The sequence below is a fragment of the Parapedomonas caeni genome, assembly GCF_041060555.1.
Taxonomy (GTDB): domain Bacteria; phylum Pseudomonadota; class Alphaproteobacteria; order Sphingomonadales; family Sphingomonadaceae; genus CAUJIW01.
Genome location: NZ_JBEUDS010000002.1, coordinates 274,776 through 287,221, shown reverse-complemented (window position 1 = coordinate 287,221; position 12,446 = coordinate 274,776). Strand labels below are relative to the sequence as shown.

Annotated in this window: 13 protein-coding genes; 5 read left to right on the top strand and 8 right to left on the bottom strand. The window is 68.2% G+C overall.

Annotation, left to right across the window (positions count from 1 at the left end):
• Positions 1-56: 56 nt before the first annotated feature.
• The 4 genes from ABU113_RS03050 to gcvA all read right to left on the bottom strand — a co-directional run bounded on the left by ABU113_RS03050 (position 57) and on the right by gcvA (position 3,037).
• Positions 57-377, bottom strand: coding sequence for a hypothetical protein (locus tag ABU113_RS03050; RefSeq protein WP_454558003.1), 321 nt, complete (start codon positions 375-377; stop codon positions 57-59).
• Positions 378-568: 191 nt separating this feature from the next.
• Positions 569-1,051, bottom strand: coding sequence for an NfeD family protein (locus ABU113_RS03045; RefSeq protein WP_454558002.1), 483 nt, complete (start codon positions 1,049-1,051; stop codon positions 569-571).
• Between the two features lie 6 nt (positions 1,052-1,057).
• Positions 1,058-2,044, bottom strand: coding sequence for an SPFH domain-containing protein (locus ABU113_RS03040; RefSeq protein WP_454558001.1), 987 nt, complete (start codon positions 2,042-2,044; stop codon positions 1,058-1,060).
• Between the two features lie 84 nt (positions 2,045-2,128).
• Complete coding sequence (gcvA, locus tag ABU113_RS03035; protein WP_454558000.1) at positions 2,129-3,037, bottom strand: transcriptional regulator GcvA; 909 nt, start codon at positions 3,035-3,037, stop codon at positions 2,129-2,131.
• A 326-nt stretch (positions 3,038-3,363) separates the two neighbouring features.
• Between gcvA and ABU113_RS03030 the strand changes: the two genes are divergently transcribed.
• From ABU113_RS03030 to queE, 3 genes are all read left to right on the top strand, one after another.
• The gene (locus tag ABU113_RS03030; protein ID WP_454557999.1) at positions 3,364-4,773 is read left to right on the top strand and encodes a hypothetical protein; all 1,410 of its coding nucleotides are present in this window, start codon (positions 3,364-3,366) and stop codon (positions 4,771-4,773) included.
• A gap of 73 nt (positions 4,774-4,846) precedes the next feature.
• Positions 4,847-5,566, top strand: a complete 720-nt coding sequence (queC, locus tag ABU113_RS03025; RefSeq protein WP_454557998.1) for a 7-cyano-7-deazaguanine synthase QueC — start codon at positions 4,847-4,849, stop codon at positions 5,564-5,566.
• Between the two features lie 15 nt (positions 5,567-5,581).
• Positions 5,582-6,214: a 7-carboxy-7-deazaguanine synthase gene (gene queE / locus ABU113_RS03020; protein WP_454557997.1), complete on the top strand. Its 633-nt coding sequence runs from the start codon at positions 5,582-5,584 to the stop codon at positions 6,212-6,214.
• 25 nt (positions 6,215-6,239) lie between these two features.
• Here queE and ABU113_RS03015 read toward each other — a convergent pair whose 3' ends face one another.
• From ABU113_RS03015 to ABU113_RS03005, 3 genes are all read right to left on the bottom strand, one after another.
• Positions 6,240-6,839, bottom strand: coding sequence for a flavodoxin family protein (locus ABU113_RS03015; protein ID WP_454557996.1), 600 nt, complete (start codon positions 6,837-6,839; stop codon positions 6,240-6,242).
• Between the two features lie 120 nt (positions 6,840-6,959).
• Entirely contained in the window at positions 6,960-7,418 is a 459-nt protein-coding gene (gene queF / locus ABU113_RS03010) for a preQ(1) synthase (protein ID WP_454557995.1), read from the bottom strand.
• A gap of 71 nt (positions 7,419-7,489) precedes the next feature.
• Positions 7,490-8,869, bottom strand: a complete 1,380-nt coding sequence (locus tag ABU113_RS03005) for an aromatic ring-hydroxylating oxygenase subunit alpha (RefSeq protein WP_454557994.1) — start codon at positions 8,867-8,869, stop codon at positions 7,490-7,492.
• A 380-nt stretch (positions 8,870-9,249) separates the two neighbouring features.
• Between ABU113_RS03005 and sseA the strand changes: the two genes are divergently transcribed.
• Together sseA and metC are read left to right on the top strand one after the other, a co-directional pair.
• Complete coding sequence (gene sseA, locus ABU113_RS03000; protein ID WP_454557993.1) at positions 9,250-10,089, top strand: 3-mercaptopyruvate sulfurtransferase; 840 nt, start codon at positions 9,250-9,252, stop codon at positions 10,087-10,089.
• Positions 10,086-11,315, top strand: a complete 1,230-nt coding sequence (metC, locus tag ABU113_RS02995; protein WP_454557992.1) for a cystathionine beta-lyase — start codon at positions 10,086-10,088, stop codon at positions 11,313-11,315. The genes sseA and metC overlap by 4 nt, the downstream gene beginning before the upstream one ends.
• 27 nt (positions 11,316-11,342) lie before the next feature.
• Here metC and ABU113_RS02990 read toward each other — a convergent pair whose 3' ends face one another.
• Positions 11,343-12,356 (bottom strand): patatin-like phospholipase family protein, encoded by a 1,014-nt coding sequence (locus ABU113_RS02990; RefSeq protein WP_454557991.1) that lies wholly within the window; start codon positions 12,354-12,356, stop codon positions 11,343-11,345.
• Between the last annotated feature and the right edge of the window lie 90 nt (positions 12,357-12,446).

Here is a 12,446-nt window from a genome sequence, read left to right as displayed (position 1 = left end):
CGCCGAGGCACGCCGGTCTGGCCATTGCCAATAGTGATAAGGGCGGCGCCGCGGTGTCAGCGCTTGAGCAGGCCGGCGAGCTTGCGCCGCAGCGACAGCGCCAGGATCACGAGGAAGGCCAGCTCCCCCAGCCCGTTGATATCGAGCAGGACATTGATCAGCTGGGCCGCGACCCAGCCCAGCAGCACGCCACGCAGCGCCGGCGCCAGCCAGTCGATCTCCGCCGGAGTCAGATGGCGGGCCCGCTCGCCCGAACCGACCAGGGCGTCAGCGAGCCAGTCGCGGATCAGCCCGTCGACCGCGCCGAGCAGGCGGCGCATCGGGTTGGCCGCGCCGAACATCGCATCGACGCCCGCGCGCGCATCGCGGCCCCGCATGTCCCCCAGCGTCGGGCGCCGGATCCCGGGAAAAGAGGTCGAGGGGCGGGCTGTGGAGGGGCGGGCTGTGGAGGGGCGGGATGCCGCCGGGTGAGGCGGCGGCGGGGCGGCATCACGCCGCGCCGGCCGGGGGGCGGTGACGTCACGGGGTCGCGGCGGACCTTCCAGCGGATCGCGCCGACGGCCCCACATCAGCCGGCCGATCCGGCGACCTCGGGCCGGGCGACCTCGGGCCGGGCGACCTCGGGTTCGACGACCAGTGCGGCGCCATCCAGACGCACCACCTTGATCCGGGTGCCGGCGGGCATGTCCGGTCCCAGCACCAGCCACGGGCTGTCGTCCACCTGCACCCGCCCCTCGCCGCGAACGATGGGTTCGGTGAGCACGAAACTCCGGCCGATCAGGCGCGCGCCGCGCCGGTTGAGGCCGCTGTCCGTGGTCTCCAGCGGATGGCGCTTGAGAAAGGCCCGACCGGCAACGATGGAGGCGACCGCGACCAGCGCGAACACCACCAGCTGCACCTGCCAGCCCACGCCCGCCGCCAGCGTCACCAGCGCGGTGGTGGCGGCGGCACCCGCCAGCCAGATCATGAAGGTACCGGGCAGGATGATCTCCAGGCCGGCCAGGACCAGGGCAGCGATACCCCATGTCCAGTAGGTGAAATAAATCTCCACCGGGGGTCACTCCGTCCGTGTGCGGGGCAGCCCGGTGGCGGAGCCGCCGGCGGCGCCGGTCGGTGTGCGCGGCGCGTCGCCGCCGACTGCCTCGATCAGCTTGGTGATGCCACCCAGCGAGCCCACCAGCGCCGAGGCCTCCATCGGCATGAAGATGGTCTTGGCGTTGTTCGACTGGGCGAACGCCGTCATCGCCTCGACGTAGCGCTGGGCGATGAAGTAGTTGATCGCCTGGGCGTCGCCCTTGGCGATCGCCTCGCTGACCATTTCGGTCGCCCGCGCTTCCGCCTCCGCCGCGCGCTCGCGCGCCTCGGCATCGCGAAACGCCGCTTCGCGCCGGCCCTCGGCTTCCAGGATCTGCGACTGCTTCTGACCCTCGGCGCGCAGGATCTCGGAGGCCCGCGCCCCTTCCGCTTCCAGAATCGAGGCGCGCTTCTCGCGCTCGGCCTTCATCTGCCGGGTCATGGCGTTGACGATGTCGGCTGGCGGCCGGATGTCCTTGACCTCGACGCGGGTGATCTTGACGCCCCAGCTGTGGGTCGCCTTGTCCACCACCGACAGCAGCCGGGCATTGATGGTGTCGCGCTGCGACAGCGTCTCGTCGAGGTCGAGCGCGCCCATCACGGTCCGCAGGTTGGTGGTGGTCAGGTTCATGATCGCCATCATCACATCGGAGACCTCATAGGCCGCCTTGGCGCTGTCGAGCACCTGAAAGAACACCACGCCGTCGACGCCGACCATGGCGTTGTCCTTGGTGATGATTTCCTGACCTGGAATATCAATCACCTGCTCCATCATATTGATACGACGGCCAATCCTGTCGATGAACGGCACGATCAGATGGAACCCCGGCGGCAGCGTCCGGGTGAAGCGGCCGAACCGCTCCACCGTATATTCGAAGCCCTGACGCACGGTGGTGACGCTGCTCGCCACCGTGATGATGGCCAGCGCGGCCACGATGATGAAGAATGTACCGCCCGCCAGATCAGACATGCCGCCCTCTCGTCAAAATGTCGCCAGCCATTGTGCCGTGTCGCGGCGGCGACACAAGCGAAACTGCTGTAACATATCGCGATATCAGCGGGCAGCCGCGACTTCGGCCCGCAGCCAGGCAATGAACGCCTGCACCTTTTTCTGCCGCCACTGCGGTTCGGGCGCGACCAGATAATAGCCGAAGTCGATCGGCTGACTGTCGTCGAACAGCCGCACCAGCCGGCCAGCCGCCAGGTCGGCGGCGGCGATGGCCGCCTTCGCCAGCACGACACCCTTGCCAGCGGCGGCCGCCTCGATCGCCAGCGCCGACTGGTTGAAATGCAGGCCGCGTTCGGGGTCGGGATGGCCGACGCCCGCCGCGTTCAGCCACATCGCCCACGTCGGCGCGCCATCCTCGACCTCGTCGGCATCATCATGGATCAGCGGCACCCCCGGCAGATCGGCGGGCGCGCGCAGCATCGCCGGACCGTCGCGCAGCGCCGGCGCGCAGGCGGGAAACACCTGCTCGTCCATCAGCTTCTCGACCTCCAGGTCATCGTAGCCGCCCCGGCCGTAGCGGATGGCGAGATCGACATTCTCCTGGGTGAAGTCCACCATCTGCATGGTGGCGAACACCCGCACCTGCATGTCGGCATGGGCGGCGATGAAACGGTCGAGCCTGGGCACCAGCCACTTGGCGGCGAACGACGGCGGCACGCTGATCGCCAGCGATTTCGAGGTCTGCCCCGCCTGCAGCAGCCGCACCGCCTCCTCGAACTTGAGAAAGCCGTCACGCAGCGCCGGCAACGCCCGCTCCGCCTCGATGGTGAGCGCCAGGTTGCGTCCCAGCCGCTTGAACAGGATGACCCCCAGCAGGTCTTCCAGCGCCCTGATATGCTGGCCGACGGCGGCCGGCGTCACCGCCAGTTCATCCGCCGCCTTGGTGAAGGACAGGTGGCGGGCGGCGGCGTCGAACACGCGCAGGGCGTTGAGCGGCAGATGGGTTCGCTTCATGGCATGACGGTTAGGACCAATGGCGGGTTCGGCGCAAGTCCCCCCGCGCCGCCACAGGCTAACCGACCGGATAATTTTTCTGTCGCCGTTAACCTCTTGTTCATCATCGCCAGCCTATATGTTGCTAGTAGCACCGATCAATCCCCCCTCCTGACGGTGCTCGCAACAGCCCCTCTTGACTGTGACGGGCCGCCTGATCTCCCCTCGATCAGGCGGCCCGTATCTTGTGGCGCCATCCAGGCCTTCCACGATGCGTTGCGCTGGCGGTCACATGCGCTAGCATAAGGATGACAAGGCAAGTCACTGCCGGGGGATGGTCGGCCGCGATGGACCAGACGGATTTCAGGAATATCGGCCAGCGGCTGCGGGATCTGCTCTTCGCGGCGCACGAGGACCATCCGGACGCCCGGCCCCTCGCCGGCCAGCGCGCGCCAAGCGCCGTCGACGACCATCATGATTTCGCCGAGCATCTGCGCGACCTCGTCCACCGCCGCGGCCAGGCGGCGGTGGGCCGACTTCAGGTGCTGGGCTTCCAGGCGGTACGCGACCGGCTCGGTGACCAGTGGCCGCGTGTCGAGGATAAAGTCACCCAGATCATCGAAAGTACCATCCGCCAGCGACTGGCCAGCAGCGATGTCTTCCGCCGCTTCGAGGCGCTGACCTACGTGCTGGTGTTCGGCGAGCTGTCAGCGGCCGAGGCGCGGGTCAAGGCGCATTTCATCGCCGAGGAAATCTGGCAGCAGCTGTTCGGACTGGAGGAAACCCGCAGCGCCATGGACGTGGCGGTGGTCACCGTCGACGTCACCACCGGCACGGTTGAGGCGCAAACCGACATCGACGCCACCCTGGCCAGGCTGTTCGCCGAGGCCGAGGTGGATACCCCGGCGGCGGCCCGCCTCCAGCGCCGCGAGCCCGAGGCGGGCAAGAGCGCGCCGTCGGTGCCACCCGTCATCATCCCGTTGCGCACCGCCCGCCCCGGCAAACTGAAAACCCAGCCGGTGCTGGTGCCGATCTGGCCGGTCGGCGCCAACCAGCTTGATGCCTTTCAGCTGCTGCTGAGCGCCAGCACCCCCGATGGCACTCGCCTCTACGGCCACGACATCCTCGGCAGTCGGCCCAACCCGCTGGACGTCTATGACCTCGACCTCGCGACCCTGACCCGCGCCAGCACCTTTCTTGAACAACTGGCGCGGCTGCCCCGCCGGGTCACCATCGCCAGCTCGGCCCATTACACCACCTTCGTCAACAGCGACGCGCGCCGCGCCTTCCTCGACCAGATGGCCCGGCTATCGACCGGCGCCGCCGACCGGCTGATCGTCGAGATTCATGGATTCACCGAGGGCTTCCCGGCTTTCAAGGCGCGCGAGATCGTCGCCATGCTGCAACCCCATTGCCGCGCCGTCTCCGCCCTGCTGCCACCATCACCGCAAGCGGTGTCGCAGCTTAAAGACAGCGGAATCAAGGCATTCGGCATATTTCTCCAGAATTTGCCGCAAGATTCCCGCCAGGCCAGGGTGATCGAGGCCTTCGCCACCGAGGCCCACAAGACCAAGGCGCGCAGCTACGTCCGGCCGGTGAACACGCTGGCACTGGCCGCCGCGGCGGTTGGCGCCGGCGCCGACATGCTGATCGGCGATATCGTCCACCCGCCGTTCGAGCGGCTGGAGGATGCGCTGGCCTTCCGGCCGGAGAATCTGTTCGCCGGACTGGGCCGCGAACCGGTCGCGCGGCGCTGACCCACCCGTCCGATCCGGGACTGACGACGCAAAGCGGCTTGCCGCCCACCGGCCGGAGCGGCATATCTAGTTCATGAGCACCAGCGAACCCGATGCGACACCCCGCGAGCCGGCGGTCGTGCTGTTGAGCGGCGGCCTCGACTCCGCCACCTGCGCCGCCATTGCCCGGCGCGCCGGCCACGACATCTATGCGCTGACCATCGACTACAACCAGCGCCACCGGGTGGAACTCGACTGCGCCAGGGCGCTGGCGAAATCATACGGGGCCCGGCGTCAGGTCGAGCTGCCGGTGGACCTCAGCTGCTTCGGCGGCTCCGCCCTCACCGGCCACTTCGAGGTGCCCAAGGACCGCCCGGCCGACGAGATGAGTTGCGGCATCCCGGTCACCTATGTGCCGGCCCGCAACACGGTGTTCCTCAGCCTGGCGCTGGCATGGGCGGAAGTGCTGGGCGCCCGGCACATCTACATCGGCGTCAACGCGCTGGATTATTCCGGCTACCCCGACTGCCGGCCCGAGTTCATCGAGGCCTTCGAGACCATGGCCGCCAAGGCGACCAGGCTCGGCGTCGAAGGCAAATGGCGACTGAAGGTGCATACGCCGCTGATCACCATGACCAAGGCGGAGATCATCCGGACCGGGCTGGCGCTGGGTATTGATTATGCTCACACCTGGAGCTGCTACGACCCGACGCTGGAGGGGTTGCATTGCGGCCGCTGCGATTCCTGCCTGCTGCGCAAGAAGGGCTTCCGGGAGGCCGGCGTGCCCGACCCGACCCGTTACGCCCTGCCCTGAGCCGGCCCGGCCAGCATGACCTACGCCGTCAAGGAACTGTTCCTCACCCTCCAGGGTGAAGGCGCCCACACCGGCCGGCGGGCGGTGTTCCTGCGCTTCGCCGGCTGCAACCTGTGGAGCGGCCGCGAGCAGGACCGCGCGCGGGCCACCTGCACCTTCTGCGACACCGATTTCGTCGGCACCGACGGCCCCGGCGGCGGCAAGTTCGCCAGCGCCGACGCGCTGGCCGAGGCGGTTGCCCGCAGCTGGGGTGACGATCCGGCCCACCGTTACGTCGTCTGCACCGGCGGCGAGCCGCTGCTGCAACTGGACGCGACGCTGATCGACGCCCTGCACGCCCGCGGCTTCACCATCGCCATCGAGTCCAACGGCACCGTCGCGGTGCCGCCCGGCATCGACTGGGTGTGCATCAGCCCCAAGGCCGGCGCCGACACCATCGTGCGGACCGGCAACGAACTGAAGCTGGTCTATCCGCAAGCCGGGCTCGATCCGGCCTCGGTGGCTGGCTGGGGCTTCCGGCACTTCTTCCTGCAGCCGATGGATGGGCCTGACCGGGCCGCCAACACGCAGGCGGCGGTGGCTTATTGTCTGGCCCATCCGCAGTGGCGGCTGTCGCTGCAGACCCACAAGATCATCGGCATCGCCTGAAGCGGTGCCGTGATCCGTGGCCTGGTCAGGCGCCCTTGCGCCAGCGCGCGGCGGCACGGGCGACCCGCTCGCCAAGGTGGCTGGCGGTGTCGAGATCGGCCTTCACCGGCGCCACATCCGGCCCCTGGTCGACATTGGACTGGGCACCCGCGCCCAGCCACAGGCCGACGCGATTGAGATCATCCGGCGACCCCTTGGAGCTGTTGTAGCCCGGCATCAGGTCGAGGCCGACCCACACCATGTGGTGCTGCATCGCCAGCACGACGAAGGACATCAGGGTGTTGAACTTGTCGCCGCCCCACGAGCCGGAATTGGTGAAGCCGGCGGCGATCTTGTTCTTCCAGGCGCCCTGCATCCAGCGCTTCGAGGTGGCGTCCTTGAACGCCATGAAGGGCGCCGACGCCGAGCCCATGTAGGTGGGGGCACCGAAGATGATGGCGTCAGCGGCGTCCAGCACCGCCCAGCCCGGCGCGTCCGGGCTGGTCAGTTCCTCGACCCGGACGAGCTCGACCTCGGCGCCGTCGACACGGCCGGCACCTGCGGCGACGGCCTCGGCCTGACGAGCGGTGTGGCCATAGCCGGAATGAAAGACGATGGCGATTCTGGTGGCGGTCGTGGTGGTCATGGCGATTGCCTCCTGCGGGTGTATGACTACCCACAGAGGTAACCCGAACCACAGCGCCTGCCAATTGTTCCAATCATGGAAACAATATCGCCATATCGAGAACGATTGATCGCGAAGTTGTCAGCCCCGGCCGCGGTAGCCGGCGACGCCCTGGTCGGGAATCCACACGTCCGCCGGTGGCGCGCCGGTCTGCCAGAACACGTCGATCGGCATGCCGCCGCGCGGATACCAGTAGCCCCCGATCCGCAGCCAGCGCGGCTGCATCTCCGCCGCCAGCCGCTCGCCGATACCCACCGTGCAGTCCTCGTGGAAGCCGCGATGGTTGCGGAAGCTGTGCAGGAACAGCTTCAGCGACTTGCTCTCGACGATCAGCCGGTCCGGCACATAGTCGATGACGATGTGCGCGAAGTCCGGCTGGCCGGTGACCGGGCACAGCGAGGTGAATTCCGGCGCGGTGAAGCGCACCAGATAGCCCCGCCCCGGGCGCGGGTTGGGCACATAGTCCAGCACCGCCGCCTCGGGCGACTCCGGCAGGGGCGTGACCTTGCCGAGCTGGGTGGTGGTGGGAGCCTCACTCATGCGCCCGAGCGATAGTGCGGTTGGCGGCCGGCGTCAAACCCGACGCCGGCCCCGCCGCGCGGTGCCGGCGCTCAGCCGGCCATGAAGTCGGCCAGCGTCCGGTGCAGCTGGCGAATGCGCAGTTCGCTGTACTTGCCGAAGTGAACGGGGAAATCCCGACCGCCGGCCTTCAGCCCCTGCTGGACGTAGGGCAGGTTGGCCATGTCCTGATCGAACACGCCGCCCAGCGACCCCAGCCCCTCGACGGTGGCACACGGTTCATCGACACCCAGCACCTGCAGCGGCGCCGGGCGCGGCCGCGGGCCGTTCTTGGGCACCCGCTTGAGCACCCGCACGTCCATGATCGCGGTGTCGACGTCCACCGGCCGCCAGCGATAGACCAGGTTGAGCGAGAAGCCGGCCCACACCGACAGGTTGGGCCACAGGTTGTAGAGCAGCGGGTCGAGCATCTCGGCGTCCGAGATGTCCGAGTAGTCGTAGCCGTCCTCGGCGGCCAGCGCGTGGCGCTGCTGCTCGGCGGCGTAGGCGCGCGCCCGCACGCCCTCGGGCACCGTCGGCCCCTCGCCCTGCTCCCACTCGCGCACCCGCCCGGAGCTGCGCAGCATGGCGGCCCAGATGTCGGACTCGCTGAGCTGGCTCTTGTCGACGAACGGGCTCGGCACGCCCATCGCCGAGAACTGCCGGCTGACATAGGGCGAGAACACGTCGTACTGCGAGTTGGCGTCGCCGAGGAACGCCATGAACTGCGGGTGGGTGGTGATGCTGTGGTGGCTCTCCATGAACGCTTCCGCCACTGCCTTCCAGTTGGCCGGGAAGGTCTTGGCGATGTGCAGCGCGGTGTACATGTTGGCGAGGTCATAGCGCGCGAAATGCTCAGGAATGGGATGAATGATATCATCCAATGGCTTGGCTTCTGGATCAAAATTGACAAACACGAATCCACCCCAGCGGGCCACCCGCGCTTCCGGCAGGCGCATGTCCTGCCCCTCCCACTGCGGGAAGTCCCAGGCCATCGGGTTGTGCTTGAACGAGCCGTCAATATTCCACTCGAAGCCATGGAACATGCAGCGGAAACGCGACTTGCAGCCGCCCTGGGTCGCCAGCTTGCGGCCACGATGCAGGCAGACGTTGAGCAGCGCCTTGATGGTGTCCGGCGCGGTGCGGACGATGAGGTAGGATTTCCCCACCATGTCATAGACCACATAGTCCCCGACGTTGGGGATGTCCTCCTCGCGGCAGGCCATCTGCCAGCAGCGCGACCACAGCTTGTCGACTTCCTGCTGGAAGAAGGCGGGATCGGTATAGTTGCCGGCCGGCACCGGGTCGGTGCCGATGTCGGGCACCGGCCCCTGGCGCAGATAGGCCGGCACGGGCCGCGTATCGAGGTTCAGAATGTCCTCGTAGCTCAGATCGTTGCAGCGGTCGGCCTGCGGCCGGATGTCGAGATTCATCGCTTGTCCTCCCACGGATCGGGGCTGCGAACCGGCAGGCCGCCGCGATCCTGCCACGCCAGTCTCTGTCGGCGGGCGCGTTGCACGGTCCATCCCGGATCAAAAACAAACAGCCTGGTTTGTTTTTACCGTCCGGCCCGGCGCGCCGCGTTGACCCAGGTCAACAGCAGGCAGCACCCTATCCACTCCGATAGGCCGGCCCGCCTCCGGCCGGCGGGCAGGCGCGTCACTTCGCCGGCGGCAAGGCGAACCATCGGGCAACGCGAACGAAAGACGCGGCACATCGCCACCACATGCCCCTTTGCCCCTTCCCGAGAGGCGCGACGCGCGTGTAGTGTGCGGCTCTGAGCGAAGTCATGCATACTCAAGGAGACGATGTGATGGACGCGTTGGTCACCACCGAATGGCTGGCAAAGGAACTGGGAGCCAGCGACCTGCGCGTGGTCGATGCGAGCTGCCATCTGCCCGGCTGCGACCGCAATGCACGCGGCGAGTTCGAGCAGGCGCACATTCCCGGCGCGGTATTCTTCGACATGGAGGAAATCGCCGATACCTCCAGCGCCTACCCGCACATGCTGCCGTCGCCGGAGAAGTTCGCCAGCCGCATGCAGGCGCTGGGTCTGGGCGATGGCTGCCGCGTCGTCGTCTATGATCACAGCGACATCAAGAGCGCCGCGCGCGCCTGGTGGATGTTCCGCGTGTTCGGCCAGCATCAGGTGGCGATCCTCGACGGCGGCTTCCCCAAGTGGCAGTCGGAAGGCCGCCCCATCGAGTCGGGCAAGCCGATCGTCCGCCATCGCCACTTCACCGCCTGGATGGACAAGGCCGGCGTCCGCAGCCTTGACCAGATGAAGGCCAACCTCGCCGCCAAGACCGAGCAGGTGCTGGACGCCCGTTCGCCGGCCCGCTTCGCCGGCAGCGAGCCGGAACCGCGGCCGGGCCTGCGCGCCGGCCACATCCCCGGCGCCCTGAACCTGCACTACACCGAGCTGTTCAACGCCGACGGCACCTTCAAGACCGGCGACGCGCTGAAGGCCGCCTTCGAGGGCGCCGGCGTCGACCTTGGCAAGCCGGTGGTCACCACCTGTGGCTCGGGCGTCACCGCCTGCGTGCTGGCGTTCGGCCTCAATCTGCTCGGTCACAAGAACGTGTCGGTCTATGACGGCTCGTGGACCGAATGGGGCAGCCAGGCCGACACCCCGGTGGTCACGGGCGCGTGAGCCAGGACGGCGATCCGGCCCTGGCGAGCACGGACAAGGGACATCGCGACGCCAGGCCGGCGACACAGATCGTCGAGGCCGGCCGGCGACGCGAATGGACCCACGGCGTCGTCAATCCGCCCGTCTATCACGCCTCGACCTGCGTGTTCGAGACGCTGGCCGAGTTCGATGCCGCGGTCGCCAACCCCGACGGCGGTCTCTACTACGGCCGGCGCGGCACGCCGACCACCTGGGCGCTGGAGGAAGCGCTGACGGCGCTGGAGCCCGGGGCTGCCGGCACCAAGCTGTTTCCCTCCGGCGTCGCCGCCATCGCCACCTGCCTGATGGCCACCCTTAACGGTGGCGACCATCTGCTGATGGTCGACTCGGCCTATGAGCCGACACGGGCCTTCTGCGACAAGGTGCTGAAAAACCTCGGCATCGAGACCAGCTATTACGACCCCACCATTGGCGCCGGCATCGCCGGGCTGATGCGCCCCACCACCCGCGCGGTGTTCACCGAGTCGCCGGGCTCGCTGACCTTCGAGGTGCAGGATCTGCCGGCGATCGTGGCCGCCGCCCACGCACGGGACGCGGCGGTGATCCTCGACAACACCTGGGCGACGCCGCTGCTGCTGCCGGCGATCGGGCTGGGCGTCGACCTCGCCATGCAGTCGCTGACCAAATATGTCGGCGGCCATTCCGACCTGATGATGGGCGCCGTCACCGCTAACGCCCGCTGGCTGCCCCGGCTGAAGGCCGCCACCTACCGGCTCGGCCAGTGCGCGGCGCCGGACGATGCCATGCTGGCGCTGCGCGGCCTGCGCACGCTGCCGCTGCGGCTGGAGCGCCACCAGGCCAACGCGCTGGCCGTCGCCCGCTGGCTGGAGCGCCATCCGCTGGTCGCGCGGGTGCTCCACCCGGCCCTGCCCGACTGCCCCGGCCACGACCTGTGGCAACGCGACTTCAAGGGCGCCTCGGGCCTGTTTTCGTTCGTGCTCAAGCGCGGCACGCGGGCCGACCTGCCGGCGCTGGTCGACCATCTGGCGCACTTCAAAATGGGCTTCTCGTGGGGCGGCTATGAAAGCCTGATCCTGCCCGTCGACCCGGCCGGCCTGCGCACCGTCACCCGCTGGCAGGCGCCCGGCCCGACGCTGCGGCTGCACATCGGCCTGGAAGACCCCGCCGACCTGATCGCCGACCTCGACCAGGGGCTCGCCCGCTACGCGGCGGCCCTCGCCGCCTGAGCGACGCCGCTTAGACCACCAGTTCCTTCAGCCAACCAGTTCCCTGAGATCGACGCTCGACTCGACGCCCAGCTTCTCGAAGTTGGCACGCACCCATTCGTCCGCCCGGCGTCGGCCGATCGCCTTGAGGTGTTGCAGAAACTCCATCTCGGCATTGAGCTTACTGGCCGAGCCCAGTTCAGCCAGATCGCAGCCACCATCGATCATGTGCACCAGCATCTTGCGGTAGCGGCTGGTGTCCACCGCGCCGCGATCGACCAGCCGGCCAACGAACTCGATCGCCCGCAGCTCGGCCAGCAGGGCGCTGTTGAAGTTGATCTCGTTCAGCCGCTCGTTGATCTCGTGGGCGGTGCGCGGCACGTCGGCGCGGTACAGGGTGTTGCTCTCGATCACCAGGATGTCGCAGCTCGACGTCACGTAGAACAGCGGGAACAGCGGCGGATTGCCGAGGAAGCCGCCGTCCCAGTAGGCCTCGCCGTCGATCTCCACCGCCTGGAACACCTGCGGCAGACAGGTGGAGGCCAGCACCGCCTTGAGCGACAGCTCGCGCTGCTCGAACACCTTGACCTTGCCCGAGCGCACGTTGGTGGCGGCGACGAACACCTTGAACTCCGGCGACCGGCGCACCGCCTCCCAGTCAATGAAGTCCAGCACATGCTCCAGCACGCCGAAATTGAACGGGTTGAGGTCGTAGGGCGAGGCCATGCGCGACAGCACGTCATAGAACAGGAAGGTCGGCGACAGCTCCATGCCCCAGCTCTGGCGGGCGACATCGAGCCAGGACCGGCGGAACGGCGAGAACTCGCCGAAGCCACCGACCCGGTGCCACAGCTTGTCGAGCGCTTCCTTGGCGCCCTTGCGGCCGCCGGTGGCGTACCCGTGGGCGAGTGCCACCGCGTTGACCGCGCCGGCGCTGGCGCCGGACACCGCCTCGATGTCCAGCCGCTCTTCCTCCAGCAGCCGGTCGAGCACGCCCCAGGTGAAGGCGCCGTGGCTGCCGCCACCCTGGAGACCCAGGCTGATCTTTTTCACGCGCGCCATCGGCCCACTCCTTTGCTGCATTGCAACATCGTCATGGAACCGAATGCGCGTCCTGTCTAGCGCGGCGACATGAAAAGCACTGGCGGGACC